At 39.5% G+C, this 16,527-nt stretch carries 19 protein-coding genes; 8 read left to right on the top strand and 11 right to left on the bottom strand.

The annotated features are described in order from the left end of the window. Position 1: 1 nt before the first annotated feature. Positions 2 to 919, bottom strand: a complete 918-nt coding sequence (gene rsmH / locus NMS_RS01600; RefSeq protein WP_041495069.1) for a 16S rRNA (cytosine(1402)-N(4))-methyltransferase RsmH — start codon at positions 917 to 919, stop codon at positions 2 to 4. Next, complete coding sequence (mraZ, locus tag NMS_RS01605; RefSeq protein ID WP_041495070.1) at positions 894 to 1,361, bottom strand: division/cell wall cluster transcriptional repressor MraZ; 468 nt, start codon at positions 1,359 to 1,361, stop codon at positions 894 to 896. Before mraZ ends, rsmH begins: the two co-directional genes overlap by 26 nt. Before the next feature lie 294 nt (positions 1,362 to 1,655). Here mraZ and NMS_RS01610 point away from each other — a divergent pair, with 294 nt between their 5' ends. Then, on the top strand, positions 1,656 to 2,420 hold the full coding sequence (locus NMS_RS01610; RefSeq protein ID WP_041495071.1) for an alpha/beta fold hydrolase: 765 nt from the start codon (positions 1,656 to 1,658) through the stop codon (positions 2,418 to 2,420). A gap of 11 nt (positions 2,421 to 2,431) precedes the next feature. Beyond that, positions 2,432 to 3,043, top strand: a complete 612-nt coding sequence (gene yihA, locus NMS_RS01615; RefSeq protein ID WP_041495072.1) for a ribosome biogenesis GTP-binding protein YihA/YsxC — start codon at positions 2,432 to 2,434, stop codon at positions 3,041 to 3,043. Here yihA and NMS_RS01620 read toward each other — a convergent pair. The 3 genes from NMS_RS01620 to gldB all read right to left on the bottom strand — a co-directional run bounded on the left by NMS_RS01620 (position 3,030) and on the right by gldB (position 4,688). Beyond that, entirely contained in the window at positions 3,030 to 3,272 is a 243-nt protein-coding gene (locus NMS_RS01620; RefSeq protein WP_041495073.1) for a DUF3820 family protein, read from the bottom strand. The genes yihA and NMS_RS01620 overlap by 14 nt on opposite strands. A gap of 96 nt (positions 3,273 to 3,368) precedes the next feature. After that, complete coding sequence (gldC, locus tag NMS_RS01625; protein WP_041495074.1) at positions 3,369 to 3,710, bottom strand: gliding motility protein GldC; 342 nt, start codon at positions 3,708 to 3,710, stop codon at positions 3,369 to 3,371. Continuing rightward, positions 3,711 to 4,688: a gliding motility lipoprotein GldB gene (gene gldB, locus NMS_RS01630; protein WP_041497362.1), complete on the bottom strand. Its 978-nt coding sequence runs from the start codon at positions 4,686 to 4,688 to the stop codon at positions 3,711 to 3,713. It abuts the gene before it with no gap. 51 nt (positions 4,689 to 4,739) lie between these two features. On the opposite strand from gldB, the gene nadE reads away from it, so the two are divergent. Next, complete coding sequence (nadE, locus tag NMS_RS01635) at positions 4,740 to 5,528, top strand: NAD(+) synthase (protein WP_041495076.1); 789 nt, start codon at positions 4,740 to 4,742, stop codon at positions 5,526 to 5,528. A 118-nt stretch (positions 5,529 to 5,646) separates the two neighbouring features. Continuing rightward, positions 5,647 to 6,273 carry a response regulator gene (locus tag NMS_RS01640; RefSeq protein WP_041495077.1) on the top strand — a complete coding sequence of 209 codons (627 nt, stop codon included), beginning with the start codon at positions 5,647 to 5,649 and terminating at the stop codon, positions 6,271 to 6,273. Here the strand turns inward: NMS_RS01640 and dnaG are convergent. The 5 genes from dnaG to NMS_RS01665 form a co-directional block, all read right to left on the bottom strand. Beyond that, the gene (dnaG, locus tag NMS_RS01645; protein WP_041497363.1) at positions 6,270 to 8,228 is read right to left on the bottom strand and encodes a DNA primase; all 1,959 of its coding nucleotides are present in this window, start codon (positions 8,226 to 8,228) and stop codon (positions 6,270 to 6,272) included. The genes NMS_RS01640 and dnaG overlap by 4 nt on opposite strands. A 134-nt stretch (positions 8,229 to 8,362) precedes the next feature. Next, a complete protein-coding gene (locus NMS_RS01650; protein WP_041495078.1) occupies positions 8,363 to 9,127 on the bottom strand; it encodes a hypothetical protein in 765 nt (254 codons plus the stop codon). A gap of 79 nt (positions 9,128 to 9,206) precedes the next feature. Next, entirely contained in the window at positions 9,207 to 10,346 is a 1,140-nt protein-coding gene (locus NMS_RS01655) for a porin family protein (RefSeq protein ID WP_148311320.1), read from the bottom strand. An 82-nt stretch (positions 10,347 to 10,428) separates the two neighbouring features. Next, a complete protein-coding gene (locus tag NMS_RS01660; RefSeq protein ID WP_041495079.1) occupies positions 10,429 to 11,148 on the bottom strand; it encodes a hypothetical protein in 720 nt (239 codons plus the stop codon). Further along, positions 11,138 to 11,701 (bottom strand): RNA polymerase sigma factor, encoded by a 564-nt coding sequence (locus tag NMS_RS01665; protein WP_041495080.1) that lies wholly within the window; start codon positions 11,699 to 11,701, stop codon positions 11,138 to 11,140. The genes NMS_RS01660 and NMS_RS01665 overlap by 11 nt, the downstream gene beginning before the upstream one ends. Before the next feature lie 248 nt (positions 11,702 to 11,949). On the opposite strand from NMS_RS01665, the gene NMS_RS01670 reads away from it, so the two are divergent. Beyond that, complete coding sequence (locus tag NMS_RS01670) at positions 11,950 to 12,474, top strand: ester cyclase (RefSeq protein ID WP_041495081.1); 525 nt, start codon at positions 11,950 to 11,952, stop codon at positions 12,472 to 12,474. Between the two features lie 63 nt (positions 12,475 to 12,537). Here the strand turns inward: NMS_RS01670 and era are convergent, their stop codons facing one another. Then, a complete protein-coding gene (gene era / locus NMS_RS01675; protein WP_041495082.1) occupies positions 12,538 to 13,428 on the bottom strand; it encodes a GTPase Era in 891 nt (296 codons plus the stop codon). A 188-nt stretch (positions 13,429 to 13,616) separates the two neighbouring features. On the opposite strand from era, the gene NMS_RS01680 reads away from it, so the two are divergent. From NMS_RS01680 to NMS_RS01690, 3 genes are all read left to right on the top strand, one after another. After that, positions 13,617 to 14,558 carry a mechanosensitive ion channel family protein gene (locus NMS_RS01680; RefSeq protein WP_052476638.1) on the top strand — a complete coding sequence of 314 codons (942 nt, stop codon included), beginning with the start codon at positions 13,617 to 13,619 and terminating at the stop codon, positions 14,556 to 14,558. A gap of 230 nt (positions 14,559 to 14,788) precedes the next feature. Then, positions 14,789 to 15,658, top strand: coding sequence for an OmpA/MotB family protein (locus NMS_RS01685; protein WP_041495083.1), 870 nt, complete (start codon positions 14,789 to 14,791; stop codon positions 15,656 to 15,658). A 195-nt stretch (positions 15,659 to 15,853) separates the two neighbouring features. Next, positions 15,854 to 16,507, top strand: a complete 654-nt coding sequence (locus tag NMS_RS01690; protein WP_084217583.1) for a fasciclin domain-containing protein — start codon at positions 15,854 to 15,856, stop codon at positions 16,505 to 16,507. The last annotated feature ends 20 nt before the right edge of the window (positions 16,508 to 16,527 follow it).

The raw sequence follows: 16,527 nt of genomic DNA on the forward strand, positions 1-16,527 counted from the left end.
ATTATTCTTGCTCTAACCGTTCAGCGATGCGCAATTTTGCACTGCGAGCGCGACTGTTTTCTTTCAACTCTTCCTTACTAGGAACGATAAGCCCTCCTACTTTTTTGAAGGGAACGCTAACTCTTCCAAACACATCTTTTTCTGGTTCGCCTTCAAATAACCCATTGCGAATAAATCGTTTTACCGGACGATCTTCTAAGGAGTGGTATGAGATCACGCTCAAGCGACCATCTACTTTCAGTAAATCTCTAGCCTGTTCTAGAAATTCATACAAGGCCTCCATTTCTCTATTTACTTCTATACGTATGGCTTGAAAAACTTGAGCCATTTGCTTGTTCTCAATACGTGCTGGCACTAGTGGAGCACATATCTTCTTGAGATCTTCTACGGTCTGTACGGGTGTATTTTGTCTACTAGCAACAATACTTTTAGCAATTCGTGGCGCGTTGCGCAACTCACCGTACTCCTTAAATATTCTACGTAAATCAGATTCATCATATTGATTGAGCACCTTCACGGCGTCCAGCTCTGATTTTTGATTCATCCTCATATCAAGTCGTGACTCAAACCTGGTGGAGAACCCACGAGACGGCTCGTTAAATTGATGGGAGCTCACTCCTAAATCTGCTAGGATACCATCAACTTGCTTGACCCCATAAAGCCGTAAAAAACGCTTGATGTATCTAAAGTTTTCAGGTATTAAATCAAACCTATCGTCCTCAATGATGTTGCGTTGTGCATCTGGGTCCTGATCAAAAGCATACAATTTACCTTGCGGGCCTAGTCTACTTAAGATCTCTCGAGAATGGCCACCACCACCATAGGTAACATCGACATAAATACCGTCAGGTTTTATGTCGAGCCCATCTACAGATTCCTTAAGCAGGACTGGATTATGATAAGAGGTCTGTTGTGTCATTTCCCATTACTTCTTGAGCGAGGTCTGCAAAGTCTGCCGCACTGGCACCAACAGCTTCCTCGTATTTGTCTTTATCCCAGATTTCAATAATATTGATAGCACTAGCCACTGTAAGCTCCTTAGATATTCCAGCAAAACCAATTAAATCCCTAGGGATGAGCAGTCTTCCATTTGCATCTACCTCAACGGTTTTTACACCTGCAGTGAAAAGGCGTATGAAGTCGTTATGATTTTTTTTAAACCGGTTAAGCTTGCCTATTTTTTCCATCACTGCATTCCATTCCTTCATAGGATACAACTCTAAACAAGGCTGGAATATGGAACGGCGAATCACAAAACCTTCCTCGATCATAGGAAGCAACTGCTTCTTGATTGCGGCGGGCATCATAAAGCGACCTTTTGCGTCTGCTTTACACTCGTATGTTCCTATGAAATTGGTCATTAAAAATGGGCCTAATCGACTGTTATAGTCAAATATAGAAAACTCTTACCCACTTTTTACCACTTTTTACCACATTGTTGATAAAAGCAGCCTTTTCTGAATAAGTACGAGACTTATGAACAATGTCGATGATCGATCATCGCACACTGCATCGTGTCCTTGAAGAATTCGTAATGTGGGAAATTTTTGTTGTTTTCGCTTTCGCGAAAGCGAAATAAACTCAAATATTGCCTTACCAAATGGCTGATTTCATTAAACCAAATCAACTATATTTGTCTTTGACACTACCCATATATGGCGCAAGATTTAATTAAGGATGGCAAGTTTGAATACTTCACGGAAGGTGAAGGAACCCCAATAATCATCCTGCATGGCTTGATGGGCGGCTTGAGTAATTTTCAGGGCGTCATTGATTATTTTCCCAAACTAGGATATCAAGTAGTTGTACCTTCCTTGCCTTTGTATACCATGCCATTGATTAAAACCAGCGTGGGCACATTTGCAAAACACATCAACAGTTTTATTGAACACATGGGCTGGGAAGAGGTGATTCTTTTAGGAAACTCTCTAGGAGGTCATATAGGTTTAGTAACTACAAAACTGTACCCTAAAAAAATCAAAGCGCTGATCATCACTGGAAGCTCTGGGCTTTATGAAAGTGCCATGGGAGAAAGTTACCCTAAACGCGGTGATTATGAGTACATCAAGAAAAAAAGTGAGGATGTTTTTTACGATCCTGCGGTAGCGACTAAAGAGATTGTAGATGAAGTTTTTGGGGTGGTGAATGACCGCAAAAAGCTGATCAAAACTCTTGCTATCGCAAAAAGTGCCATACGCCACAATATGGCTAATGACTTGCCTAAAATGACCACGCCTACTTGCATCATATGGGGAAAACAAGATGGTGTTACCCCACCTAACGTGGCGGAAGAATTTCACGAAAAACTTCCGGACAGTGATTTATTCTGGATCGACAAATGCGGCCACGCTGCCATGATGGAACACCCAAGAGAATTCAATGAGGTCTTACACCAATGGCTTAAAGAACGTCAGTTCTAAAAACCCATTTTATGAAAATCAATAGTGCTGAGTTTATCATCTCTAATCAGGATGTATCTAAATGTCCATCCAACAGATTGCCAGAATACGCCTTTATAGGTCGTTCCAACGTTGGTAAGTCATCGCTTATCAATATGCTAACCGATTTTAAAAGCTTGGCTAAAACCTCTGGCCGTCCTGGTAAAACCCAATTGATCAATCACTTTTTGATTAATAAAAACTGGTATCTAGTGGATTTGCCTGGCTATGGATATGCCAGAGTTTCTAAAAGTAGCAAGGCAAAGTTCCAGAAATTCATTACCAAATATTTCGAGCAACGAGAGCAGTTGGTTTGTGGTTTTGTACTGGTAGATGTGCGTCATGAGCCTCAAAAAATAGATCTAGAATTCATGGAATATCTAGGAGAAAGCGGCATACCATTCAGCATCATATTTACTAAGGCTGATAAGTTGAAACCAAATGCGCTAGAGCGCAACGTGGAACATTATAAAAAAGTGATGCTTGATGGACTGTGGGAAGAAATACCACCTTATTTTGTAACCAGTTCTACCAATAAAGCGGGTAGAGATGAAGTACTTGCTTATATCGATGAGATCAACCAGAACATGTCTAGTGATCGTTAATCGTATTCATACGTATTTCTTTTAACATCGCCTCGATCCCGTTGACCTTCATATCACAAACGGTCTGCATATAGTTACCTAATTTCCCCTGCGGAAACCCTTGCCTGCGGAACCATATATAATAAGACTCTGGCAACTCACTTAGGAATTTCCCCTTGTGTGCGCCGAATGGCATCTTGTACCAAGCCAGTTCTATGAGTTGTTTATGATCAAAGGGAAGTTCAGACAAGGGTTTTGTGATTTATTGGATATTCTAATATAGATCTAACAATCTCCCTGTTTACTTATCCGATGCGCAGTGACAATTGATTTTGTGATCGGTCTATTAATCTTCCTTCTTCAACTCCAACTTTTCCGCAAAATAATCGCAAAAATCTAACATCGTATCTCTCATTTTCTCATCGTTAGTAGCACGATGATAGGTGTCTGCCATGCTGACTAATGTTTGATGAAAAAATACGCGCATTTCATCTACAGGCATATCTTTTGTCCACAGGTCAATACGGAAGCTTTCTTTATCCTTAGGATCCCACATGGAAACCATCATAGCTTTTGACACCGCACTTTCCACACCGCCATCTGGGGCGCTCCAGACGATGTTCTCTGGCACACGATTCTCGTCTAACTCGATTCCTATACGTATTTCTGAACGTTTACTATTTGCCATTTAAGATCTGGGTTTATATCTGGATTTATTAAAAATATCAGTGGCTGAGGTACGTATGATCTCATCCACCGCTGCATTGTTTGTTGCTGCATAACTAGACACGATCTGGTAGCCTATGTATTGAGCGATGCCTCCTGGCGTATCTTGATCGATCTCTAAATAAAATTTTGAAAAAGGTGCCGGCAGTAAAAATCGTGAAATCAATTGTTGGTCTGATTTGTAAAGCAATTCTTTATCTACAAAATACCGGTACACGTACTCCTCATTTTCTTGTGCGAACTGCATCTTGTTTTCTGGATACCCCATCAGCTGTGCAGGCGTGGATGCTGGTGCAAATAACTGCTGCACATAATGAAGCTTGCCGTAATAAATCATCTGGTCTAAAAAACCGCGACTGGATACGGGTGGTACAAAAAGCTTTGCATAGGCTAGAGCTACGTCAGCTGCTAAGCGGTCTCTATCCAGTGTGACTGATTTGTACTTACTAATTCCTTTATATAATTGATGGTCTGGCCCTAAGTAATTGTCAATACCTATTAATAAAAATTGAGGAGTTGGCACCACTTTCAAATCATCATCCACTTCACTCAAAACGGTAATAACAGGCACAGGCTCAAATTCTGGAAAATAATACTCCACATGTTTCATCACCAGTTCTACTTCTTTCTGGATGTTTTGATAGTCAAAATCAGCAGATGCCACGGCCTTTTCCAGCACGTTTTGAATAGTGTCTTGCCCAGCAATTTTAGCCTTCCAAATACTATCAGAGACCACTGTGGGAAAGAATTGAGGAAACTGCTCTTTTAACCTAGGTAAGTCACTGAGTTGTGCGTTTGCAAATTCTTCATGAAAACGCACGAGTTCCACCTGCAACGGTATCGCTTGAATTTCCTGTTCTAACTTAGGCTCCTGGGTGCAGGAGATTATCGCTTTCGCGAAAGCGAACACTAATAAAATTGTTGTTATCTTGTTATACATTTGATCCTTCTGCGAACTAATGAATAGTTTTGAGTTGGTAAAAATACGATTATGCAAGTAGAAAGAGTGTCAGAATCAATTACAAAATGGCTAAAAGACTACGCCCAAAACGCAGGAATGAAAGGATATGTTGTAGGGATAAGTGGTGGTATTGACAGTGCCGTAACTTCCACTTTATGCGCAGCTACAGGACTCGATACGTTATGTGTAGAAATGCCTATCCATCAACATCTTGATCACGTAACTCGCGCTCAGGAGCATATCAAAAGTCTAAAGGCACGATTTAACAACGTGAGCGATGTGCGCAGTGATTTGACACCTGTTTTTGACACGTTTATAAAGACCATGCCTGATGCTGACCCTAGTCCATTAAAAGAATTGACTGAAGGAAATACTAGAGCACGTTTGCGTATGACGACTCTTTATTACCATGGGGGCATGAACAGCCTTCTTGTTGCAGGGACTGGGAATAAAGTGGAGGACTTTGGGGTAGGATTTTATACTAAATATGGGGATGGTGGCGTTGATGTAAGTCCCATAGCAGATTTGCTAAAAAGTGAAGTCTATAAATTGGGAAAATACTTGTCTGTACAGCAATCGATCCTAAAAGCTGCTCCTAGTGATGGATTATACGGAGCAGAAAAAACCGATGAAGAACAAATAGGAGCGACGTATGACGAACTCGAGTGGGCGATGGAGGAAATAGAAAAGGGAAAAACGGCAGAATCCTTTGTAGGTAGAGAGAAGGAAGTTATGCACATTTATTTGAGTTATAACTCTAGAAATCAGCACAAAATGAACCCAATACCCTTGTGGGAATTTCCTGGTAATTTGAGATAATAACCAGTATTAACCGAAGTGAAATTACACGTAAGGTTTTACCTACAATCCTAATAGTGAAACATATACGTCTTACTCCTATCTTTGGAAGAATGGGAAAAATGAAAGAGCGAAGCCAATGAATATTCTTATAGCTGATCACCATCCGGTATTTCGTCGAGGATTAAAATGCATGTTGAAGGGTGATAAAAACTTCAACTTTAAAGGTAAAGTAGAAGATGGTAGATTTCTTATCAATGAAATTCAAAAGCACCATCCTGATATTATCATTTTAGAAATTGACCTACCTAATTCTAATGGGGTAGGAACTTTAAGACAAATACGCAGTCATTTCCCAGAGGTAAAGATTCTCGTTGTAAGCTGTCATCCTGAAGAGATCTATGCGATATCTGCAGTTAAAGCAGGAGCAAATGGTTTTATCGCTAAAACTCGAACAGTAAAAGAGATTAAAAGCGCGTTATTCACTATTTGTAAAGGGGACAACTTCCTATCTGACAACATTAAGAAAAAAGAAAGCAGTGATTCTCGAAAAGCCGAGATCTTAAAATTCAAAACTTTATCTACTCGTGAGATTGAAGTATTGAATCTTCTATCCCGTGGAAAGCGTAACAAAGAGATTGCTCAAGATCTTTCCATTAACGAGAAAACAGTCAGCACTTACAAAACAAGGTTGCTCAAAAAGCTAAATGTGGATAACATAGCAGACTTGATCCACCAATCTCGATTACTACAAATTACAGATTAAACGACTCTATTCAATCGTTTTCCTAAATAACGGTGAAGGACTAAATTGTCTTTTATCTGAGACATTATTTCCAAGCGTTCTACCTCATCATCAGTCATTTGAGCCATCATCGATTGAATTTTTGTATCAATCATCAACCTACGGAAATTCAATATCGTATCCATTAGATAAGTTGCCACCGTATCTTCCTTTTGTTTTACAAATATCTGTCGTTCATCCCAGCGGCTTAATTGATATCGATCTTCGTCCATAATAAGATCTGCTACTAACTGGGCTTCTTCATCACTCAATTCTGTCATCACCGTATTCACATCAATTCTACCTTGCAATAAGAGAACGTCAATTAATTTAGGGTACAGCTTTTTAAAAGAATCGTTAGAAAATTCAATTTCATCATTTTGCAGATCGACATACACTTTTTCATAGACAAGCATCGTGTCTTTCTTTTTCTCAACTACCAGATCACCACCATCTGGTTCTTGTAGGTATTCTTCATCAAAAACCTCTTCACGTTCTCCGTAAAGTAGTAAGATTCTAATGATGTTGCGCTCTAGGACTTCCCGGCGATCCACAGCTTTTGTTGCCGGAGCATCTGCTACTTTTTGCATTCCTTGAGACTCCTGCTCGCGTTTCTGCTTTTTGCGAACTTCTGTAATTTCAGAACTGCGCATTTGAGCAAGAGTGGAAAACAAAACGTCTTCCCCTATTTCAAGAATAGCAGCACTTTCTCGTACATAGATTTCACGGGAAATATCATCTGGGATTTTAGCAATGCTTTGCACAATCTCCCGGATCATCCCTGCCTTCTTGATAGGGTCGCCAACCGCTTCTTTTTTCAAAAGACCGGACTTAAAGCGTATGAAGTCCACGGCATTATCTTTCAGAAACTCTTTGATCTCAGATTCCGTGTGGGATTTTGCGAAACTGTCTGGATCCTCACCTTCAGGAAAAGTGCAAACACGTACATTCATTCCAGCTTCTAGAATCAAATCAATCCCACGTATCGCAGCTCGCAATCCAGCGGCATCCCCATCGTAGAGGACGGTTATGTTTTTAGTTAGTCTACTGATCAATCGTATTTGCTCCGTGGTCAGAGCAGTTCCAGAACTGGACACCACATTTTGAATTCCTGCCTGATAGAGCTGGATGACATCAGTATATCCTTCTACTAGATAGCACAAGTCTTCTTTAGCCATTTCTTGCTTGGCTTCATAGATACCGTACAGAACTTTTGACTTGTCATAAATCTCACTTTGCGGTGAGTTTAGATATTTTGCAGCTTTCTTTTCACTGTTTAGAATCCTACCTCCAAAGCCCAAAACTCTACCAGACATGCTGCGTATAGGGAACATTACCCGACCTTTGAATCGGTCGAACTGCTTGTCGTCTTTAACGATGGTCAAGCCAGTTTTTTCTAAAAACTCCAGCTTATAGCCTGCTTTAATAGCAGCATCTGTAAAAGCGCTCCACTGCTCTGGCGAATAGCCTAGCTGAAAATAATTGATGGTCTCTTCTGTGAAACCTCGCTCTTTGAAATAACTGTAACCTATACTGCGGCCTTCGTCAGTTTTGAGTTGGCCTGCAAACCATTCGGCTGCAAATTTAGAAACCAGAAACATGGACTCTTTCTCATCCTGCATTTGCTTCTGCTCGTCGGACTGCTCCGTTTCTTCCACTTCAATCCCATATTTCTTAGCGATGTATTTGATCGCTTCTGGAAAAGTAAAATGCTCGTGCTCCATGATGAAGGTCACTGCATTCCCCCCTTTACCAGATGAGAAATCCTTCCAAATTTGTTTTACCGGCGACACCATAAAACTGGGGGAGCGCTCGTCAGTAAAAGGACTAAGCCCCTTGAAATTACTTCCTGATTTTTTAAGTTGTACAAAATCACCAATGACTTCTTCTACCCTGGCGGCGTCGAAAACGGCATCAACTGTAGTACGTGAGATCATGGAATTTTCTGCTTGAAGAAGTTGCTGAAAATGGATCGCCAGCAATACTTCAAAAATAGGGAAAAGGATTGTTTTGAGTTCGCTTTCGCGAAAGCGAACTCAACAAAAAATACCAGAAACTATTCAAGCAGCTACTACCTAAATCTGAAACCGATACTTACATGACGTTGATCTACAGGTGAGTCTTTGAAAATTGTATTCAAGCCATATTTTGCGAAAATCTGTAAATGGTGATTTCCAGCGTAAGCACTCAATCCATAAACAAATCTTTCCATCTCAAAGTCATTGTTAAGACTGGTAGAAATATCGCGTCCACTGCGTTCAAACTCCAATAACTGGCTTGTTGCGGTGTTTAAGCCTAGATAGCCGCCTATGCCAACTACAAAGGTTTCGGTTCGATCATATCTTGACACGCCGTTATCATATGTCTTCAACTCGCCGCGCCCTATTTCTAGATGCAATGGGACGATAAGTGTGGATTGAGCAAACTTTGATTTGTCCACATTAAATGGAACTGGTTCCAATGTTGTAATATCATCATTAGTTTCAAACTGCCTATTACCGTTGATCCTAAGAGTCTGCCTTTGAACTGAAAGTCCATAATTAAAACGCAATAAGTCATCTTCCTTTTGAAGTCGCGTAGAGAAATCTATTCCAAATTCAAATATGCCCGAACCCCAAAAGCGATAATCATCACCAATTCCATTGCCATCACCTAAGGCTTGATTCCAGCCTATTGCCACAACAAGATTAGTTGTGGTCATCACCTCGCGCTCTTTTCTTTCTTCATCAAAGAAGTTCAAAAAATCATAAGGTCCTTTTTCCACTTCTTCTTCAGATTCCTGCGCAAATGTGATCACACTAAATAAGAACGATAATAACAAAATGAGATGTTTCATGAGAGATTAGTTTTTATAAATATAAAACAACCCTTGTAATTCCTTACAAGGGTTGTCTTGGGCTAATCGATCATGTAATTTACCAATTCCAACGGACTCCAAATGCCATATACTGTCCATCTACTGACCCTGTGTCAAATATATCATTAAGTGCCATTCGACCGAATATGCTGAAATCATCAATCCCCACATAGGCATCTACACCGTATAGCAACACGTTATTATCAAATGCATTAATAGTGGTTTGCTTGATATCGTCACCAGACAATTCATATTTATATTTTAATCTAGAACTCATGTTAAAACCTGCGTACCCACCCAATCCAATTTTGAATTTCTTGTAATTATCAAAACGCACACGTCCATCTTCATACTCTTTGCGATTAGTTCCTCCTATTTCAAAATGTAAGGGAAAAACCAATTGATCTTGACGAAATTTTGCTTTATCTGCATCAAAACTCAGTCGCTGAATCTGTGTGTTATCTGGGTCACTAATCGTGAACGCTCTGTTACCGTTGAGCTCAGTGCCCTGGCTTTGATATTCGATACCATACTTGAACCTTACGGTTTGACTTTTATTAAGGGCTGTTAGCCAATAAACACCTACCGAGAAATAGTTATTATTTGCATAGCTAAAATCATCAATGCCTAAATCATCGCCATTAATAAAGTTATACCCGAAACCTAAAGAAAGTCCAGAGGTGGTATTGACGTTCTTATCTGCCTCTTTATTGCGATTTTTAATGCGAATATTCACTCCGTCTCCAAAATCTGCAACCACAGCGTTGCCTTCTCCATTAGACAGTTTAGTGGTCACCTTTTCAAATTCTATTTGAGCGTCAATTAATCGATTGTGCTTATTTATTCTTTCGGCAAATTGTTCTGCAGTACCTTCTTTGTCTCTTTGAGCCATTTCCTGCGTATAGGCATCTATTTTATTAACTCTTTCATCTATTTCCTCTATTCGTTCAGCAAGTTGTGTCCTTTGATTAGATTCATAAATCCTCTTTTTCTCTACTAATGCATCTATATTTTTACGCTTTGTTGCTTGAATACTTTCATATATCTTTTCTGATTCATAGTAAATAGTTCTTGGTTCTCCGTTTATCGTATCGGTTACTTTATATAGGTCGTCTAGCGTCGATTTATTCTGCGCGTAAGCTGCAAGCGTGCCAGCCAGCATTAAAATGATAGTTATAAAGTGTAATTGCTTTTTCATGATAGTTGATTTTAAAGTGAGTGATTCCTGTCTGCTATACCTAAATAGCTGATTATTGTTATTTATATTTTTTTTTGATTTACTAGTTTCTATCGATCAACGCGACGGCCTCTCGTTTGAGTCTTCCCAGGCCATCGAGCAAAGTATTCTCTAGCCTGTTGTGTTTTTTATCCATTAGATCCCATTCGGTTTCTCGTAAAAGTTTTTCGGGATTGATCGTGGTTGCCGTCGCTTCTTTCAATTGGATTTTTTGCAAGGCTTTATTTAATAAGGCATCCGCTTCATTGATAGGTGTTTCTGGATTTTTATCCTCTTCAATACCTGGAGCTACTTGCGCCACACCCGTTTGTGTGTCAGTTGAAATTGCCATCGCTTTTTTAGGCTGTTCTAAAATGATGTCCTGGTTTTGAAATTTTGTTGCTGATGGTGTTTTCGTTGTTTTTTGAGTGGCTTTTTTTGTGTTTTCTACTGTTGCAATGGCTTCTTGTTCTCTGTACACCTCTGGAATCGTTTGGTTCTCCGTTTCTACCTCCATTGATTCATGAGTTTCTGGAATCTCTACTTCTGGAGTTTCCTGCACCATTTGATTATCTATAGGAGTTACCTCAGTATTGAAAAACAAGGAAGGAACTACTGTTAATCCTAAAACCAATATCGCTGCTGCTGCAGCCAACCATAACAGGATCGGCTTTTTACTATTCTTGTCATTGTTATCCAATCGTTTAGACAATCGATCCCAAGACCCAGCACTAGGCTGTATTTCTCGATCTTCAAACTTGTTTTTTATATCATTAAGCTTCATAGCGCTTCTTTTTTAAATCTATTAACTGTTCCTGTAACATCAATCTCGCTTTACGGAACTGTGACTTGCTCGTATTCTCACTTATGTCCAGCATCATCGCAATCTCCCTGTGTTTCAATCCATCAATGGCATACATCACAAAAACGCTTTTGTAGCCATCTGGCAATTGATCGATGCATTCTTGAATGGTATCTAACGGGACATCGTCATCGTCATCAACAGGTTCTTCTTCTAATTTTTCCTCGTCAATGGCGGCACTCCATTTGAAGGGATCTTTTTTACGCAAAGAATTTAAACATTCTCTTATCATGATACGTCTTACCCAACCTTCAAAACTTCCCTCGTGCTGGAATGATTCCAATTTTGTAAAGACTTTAAAAAAACCGTTGAGCATGATCTCTTCTGCACTCTCAAGAGGAGAGACGTATTGCCTGCAAACGCTCAACATTTTACCAGCGTGCTTATCGTAAAGTCTGCGTTGCGATTTGCGATCGCCTTGCGCAGCTTTTTCAATCAGCTTTTTTTCGTTGGTATAAAGTTGAATCACTTTCACGTTTTAGATGCTTTCTATTAACATAGACACAGCAGTTTTGAAATGGTTGCCTGAATTTCAAAAGATTTTCAGATCAAATGTAATTTACGATTTAGAAACTAGAGCATATGTAGAAACCGCTGTATCCTCTAGTTTGTAAAGCTAATGGAGGAAAATTCGCTTTCGCGAAAGCGAAATAACGATACTCAATTGAGTATCAGATAAAAAGAAATCGTATCTTAGAGTACTAATCTTTAAATCCTACCATTATGAAACTATGGAATACCACCGCAGCGATCTTAATTGTAGCATTCTTCATTTCTTGTGACCAAAAGGTTGAAGAGAAAGAAACTACAACAAATAACCTGGAAGAAACGATACGAGAGACTAATGAAATTAGGTATCAAGCCTGGAACACTGGCAATCCTGATTTAATGGAGGCACAACTGAGCGATGACTTTGTGCGTTATGCAAATGGTGATATTGAGTTTGAAGGTAAATCTGGTTATACAAATTTGATGAACATGTACCTGACCGGATTTCCAGACCTACACTTTGAGTACGAGCTCGTGGCTGTAAAGAACAATAAAAGCTTTACCAAATGGACTGCCACAGGTACAAATGCGGGAATGTTTAATGGAGCACCGGCTACGGGTAACCAGATCATGGTTCATGGCTTTTCTGTCATTACCTATAATGATGAAGGTAAAATTATTAAGGAAGAAGCCTATATGGACAACTTAAAAGCTTATACCAGCATCGGTTACTCTCTAGCGCCACCTAACGTTGATTGACTTTCTATTTTAAAGACAAAAAGCCGCTTATAGCGGCTTTTTATTTATAGGATATACTGACGTTTATTTGTTCTCTCCCTTGTAACCAAACCTCTTTAACTGCTTCTCGTCGCTGCGCCAGTTCTTGTTTACTTTGACATATAATTCTAAGTGCACCTGTTTACCGAAGAATTTTTCTAAATCTTTTCTTGCTTCTACTCCTACCCTTTTAATAGCAGTTCCCTTGTGCCCTATGATGATCCCTTTTTGGGTTTCCCGCTCGACCATAATCACAGACCGGATGCGTATGATAGTTTCATCCTCAAAAAACTCCTCTGTATCAATCTCTACGGAATATGGTATTTCTTTTTTGTAATGAATCAATATTTTTTCACGAATGCTCTCATTGACAAAAAAGCGTTCTGGTTTATCTGTGAGAACATCTTTAGGATAATAAGCTGGAGAAACGGGTAAAATCTCAATGATGCGATTCAGCAATTGTGGTACTCCAAAGTTTTCTAGCGCACTTATTGCAAAAATTTCAGCTTTAGGAAGTCGCTGTTTCCAGTGTTCCAGTGCCTCAGTCAACTGCTCTTCATTCCCCTTGTCAATTTTATTGATCAATACAATTACAGGAACCTCTGCAAAAGTCAGTCGCTTCTCAAACTCTTCATTTTTTAACTCCTTCTCGCCTAGCTCTACCATGTAAAGAATACAATCTGCATCTTCAAAAGCATTCTTGACAAAATCCATCATACTTTCTTGAAGCTTGTAGGCCGGCTTCATGATTCCAGGAGTATCACTCAAGACCATCTGAAAATCCTCACCATTAACAATGCCCAGAATACGGTGTCTGGTTGTTTGTGCTTTACTAGTAATGATTGACAAACGCTCGCCTACTAGCGCATTCATCAATGTACTTTTACCCACATTAGGGTTTCCTACGATGTTTACAAATCCTGCTTTATGCTCCATGCTACAAAGATACTGGGAATTGTGGTGGCAGCATCTTAAAAATAGCTCAACACCGGTTGTGATATGCTGTCATACCATAAGTCCTGAAAGTTCTCTATTAGATACAATCATCCTATATTGTTAATGCTAGAATCGTTAAAACCTGTTAAGGATCAAGGTTTCCGTTTACAAAAAGATATTTTTGAAGGATGATGACATTTTTACAAGAAGCAGCACAACAAACTTCAAAGACTGCCCAAACTGGCACTGAAATTAAAGATAGCGGCGAATTGATCTGGGATCAATTGGCTGGATGGTACAACTCCTTCATAGCTCACTTACCTAATATAGGTATTGCAATCGTTGTATTACTCCTTGCCTATTTTACCTCAAAGTATATTGATAAGGGTATTCAACGGTTGCTACAAGGGCGTGTGTCGCAGGCAAGCGTGCGCAGACTTGCCGGTAAGGCTGTTGCCATAGTGGTAGTGATCGCCGGGATATTTATTGCCATGAGTGTCCTAGATCTCAATGATGTCGTTCAAGGTATTATTGCTGGTGCTGGTATCTCTGGACTGGTAATAGGCTTGGCGCTTCAAGGCTCGATGTCTAATGTTATTAGTGGTATCATATTGTCTTTCCGAAAGGAGGTACGTGTAGGCGACTGGATAGAAACCTCTGATTTTTCAGGTGAGGTGATGGAAATCCAATTGGATAAATTTCTTATCAAACAAGCCGATAATAATATGGTCGTCATTCCTAACAAGACCATTATTGATAATCCATTAAAGAACTTTACACTTACCCCTAGAATGCGTGTGGTGGTAAGCTGTGGTGTAGGTTATAAAATGGATCTTGAGTTTTGTAAAAAACTAGCAATAGACGCCATAACAGAGAAATTTGAACAGAAAGATGGTGAAGAGGTGGAATTTTTCTATCAGGAATTCGGCGATAGTAGCATCAATTTCATCATAAGATTCTGGGTGGATGCCACTAAGAAAAAACAGAATTTACAAGCACAAAGCGATGCGATACTTGCCATCAAGAAAGTGTATGATGCAAACGATATCAATATTCCTTTCCCTATCCGCACTTTGGAATTCAATAATAAGTTGCAGATGGACGGCACCGCGCCTACAGAAGGTGAGTAAAACAGTTGCAATACTATAAATACAATCCCGAGATTCAAAATCTCGGGATTTTTTTTTGTGGTAAAGTTCGCTTTCGCGAAAGCGAACTCCTTACCAGCATAGAGCGACTTCAGGGCAATTTATTTCCAGCTCTTTTAGTTTTTATTTGAACTCTTTAACAAAACTCTAATACACTCCAGATACTAGAACTGCAATTGGGGGGTTTTCTAGGCAACCTAAAAACCCTAAATATGAATAACAAGTTAACAAAGGCTGTTGGTACCCTAACCATTGCAGCCGTTCTCGTAAGTTGTGTCTCTAAAAAGAAATACAACGAATTAGAAATCGATTACAACAACACTAGATCAGAGTTGCTCAAAACTCGAGTCGAAAAAGAAGATCTAGAAGCAAAGTTTGCTGCGATTGAAACTAGAGTAGATCGCTACAATTCTAAAATTGCTTCTTTACAAAGTGAGAAAGAAGGAATGCTCGTAACCTCCAACAATGGAGAGTTTGCTGTTTCAGAGAAAAACAAGCAAGCGATGCGTCGCACCCTTCAAAATGTGCCAGCGGAGCAACTAGCAACTGCTACTACATTAAAAGACAGTCTTAATCTGGCTATCAGTTACAAGATGTCGCAACGATTACAAGGTGAAAACGCCGGTAAGAATGTCGACATGAGAATCGAGAATACCGTCGTAATGATAGAGATTGCTGACAATCTTCTATTCAATGACAGTAGTTATAAAGTAGGAAATAAAGCAGACGACATTCTTTCTAAGATCGCGGCCGTTGTTAATTCTGAACCATCTCTAGAAATCCTAGTGGAAGGTCATACAGATAGCCGTACGGTAAAAGAGGGCAGTTATGTAAAAGATAACTGGGATCTAAGTACCGAAAGAGCTGCGGCTATAGCTCGTAGATTAAGTTCTAAATTCAATGTGCCAGAAGAGCAATTAATTGTTGCTGGTAGATCTAGTTTTGATCCACTTGTGGCTAATGATAGTAGAGAGAACAGAGCCAAAAACCGACGTACTCAAATCGTTATCATGCCTAATCTAGACAAGTTTTTTGCGATGCTGGATAGCGACCTAGCCGTTTTAGACGCTTCACAGCAATAAAACAGGATAAAAAATTGTAAGAAAACCACCTGTATTCTAATTCAGGTGGTTTTTATATGCCTGAATTTTAGCATATTATACAGACGAATGTATCTAGATTGTTAAATATTACCTAATCAATTGATAAACATACGTTAGACGTAGTTTGATATATCATTCCCACAATATATTTACACCTCAATTAAATCAACAATTATGAAATTTACACAAGTATTAAGTTTTGCTCTTATTGCAGGAACGTTAACACTAACATCCTGTAAAGATGAGGAAAAAGAACAAATGGAAGCTGAAAAACTAGAGATGGAGCAACGTACTGCTGACTCTTTAGCTATGGAAGAAGAAAAAATGATGGAACGTGATGCTATGGCTGTTACTGTAGGTGGTGCAAAAATGTACCCAGACATGACGATCGTAGAAAATGCATCAAAAGCTGATAACCTTACTACACTAGTTGCTGCTGTACAAGCTGCAGGTCTTGTAGAAACGTTGAACAGTGAAGGACCATTTACTGTATTCGCTCCTACTAATGACGCTTTTGCTGCACTTCCAGCTGGAACTGTAGACACTCTATTGAAGCCAGAAAATAAAGAAACTCTTTCTGGAATCTTAACTTACCACGTAGTTAGTGGAAATGTAGATGCAGCTTCATTGATCCAAATGATCGAAGAGAACAATGGTAAAGCTACTTTAACCACTGTAAATGGTGGAGCTTTAACTGCAGCTGTAGTTGATGGACAAGTAGTACTTACTGACGCTAAAGGTGGTAAATCTACTGTAGTAATCGCAGATGTTAAGCAATCAAATGGTGTAGTACACGCAGTAAATGCTGTATTGATGCCAGCGAAGTAATTAGAACTTCCTAAAAATTT

Origin of the sequence: Nonlabens marinus S1-08, assembly GCF_000831385.1 — a bacterium.
Lineage (GTDB): Bacteria > Bacteroidota > Bacteroidia > Flavobacteriales > Flavobacteriaceae > Nonlabens > Nonlabens marinus.

Coding starts and splice junctions, on each gene's coding strand:
- NMS_RS01640 (WP_041495077.1), top strand. CDS start 5,647: ATGAATATTCTTATAGCTGATCACCATCCGGTATTTCGTCGAGGATTA.
- nadE (WP_041495076.1), top strand. CDS start 4,740: ATGCAAGTAGAAAGAGTGTCAGAATCAATTACAAAATGGCTAAAAGAC.
- gldC (WP_041495074.1), bottom strand. CDS start 3,710: ATGGCAAATAGTAAACGTTCAGAAATACGTATAGGAATCGAGTTAGAC.
- NMS_RS01650 (WP_041495078.1), bottom strand. CDS start 9,127: ATGAAACATCTCATTTTGTTATTATCGTTCTTATTTAGTGTGATCACA.
- mraZ (WP_041495070.1), bottom strand. CDS start 1,361: ATGACCAATTTCATAGGAACATACGAGTGTAAAGCAGACGCAAAAGGT.
- gldB (WP_041497362.1), bottom strand. CDS start 4,688: ATGTATAACAAGATAACAACAATTTTATTAGTGTTCGCTTTCGCGAAA.
- NMS_RS01670 (WP_041495081.1), top strand. CDS start 11,950: ATGAAACTATGGAATACCACCGCAGCGATCTTAATTGTAGCATTCTTC.
- era (WP_041495082.1), bottom strand. CDS start 13,428: ATGGAGCATAAAGCAGGATTTGTAAACATCGTAGGAAACCCTAATGTG.
- yihA (WP_041495072.1), top strand. CDS start 2,432: ATGAAAATCAATAGTGCTGAGTTTATCATCTCTAATCAGGATGTATCT.
- NMS_RS01685 (WP_041495083.1), top strand. CDS start 14,789: ATGAATAACAAGTTAACAAAGGCTGTTGGTACCCTAACCATTGCAGCC.
- dnaG (WP_041497363.1), bottom strand. CDS start 8,228: ATGATCTCACGTACTACAGTTGATGCCGTTTTCGACGCCGCCAGGGTA.
- NMS_RS01690 (WP_084217583.1), top strand. CDS start 15,854: ATGAAATTTACACAAGTATTAAGTTTTGCTCTTATTGCAGGAACGTTA.
- NMS_RS01660 (WP_041495079.1), bottom strand. CDS start 11,148: ATGAAGCTTAATGATATAAAAAACAAGTTTGAAGATCGAGAAATACAG.
- NMS_RS01610 (WP_041495071.1), top strand. CDS start 1,656: ATGGCGCAAGATTTAATTAAGGATGGCAAGTTTGAATACTTCACGGAA.
- NMS_RS01680 (WP_052476638.1), top strand. CDS start 13,617: ATGATGACATTTTTACAAGAAGCAGCACAACAAACTTCAAAGACTGCC.
- NMS_RS01655 (WP_148311320.1), bottom strand. CDS start 10,346: ATGAAAAAGCAATTACACTTTATAACTATCATTTTAATGCTGGCTGGC.
- rsmH (WP_041495069.1), bottom strand. CDS start 919: ATGACACAACAGACCTCTTATCATAATCCAGTCCTGCTTAAGGAATCT.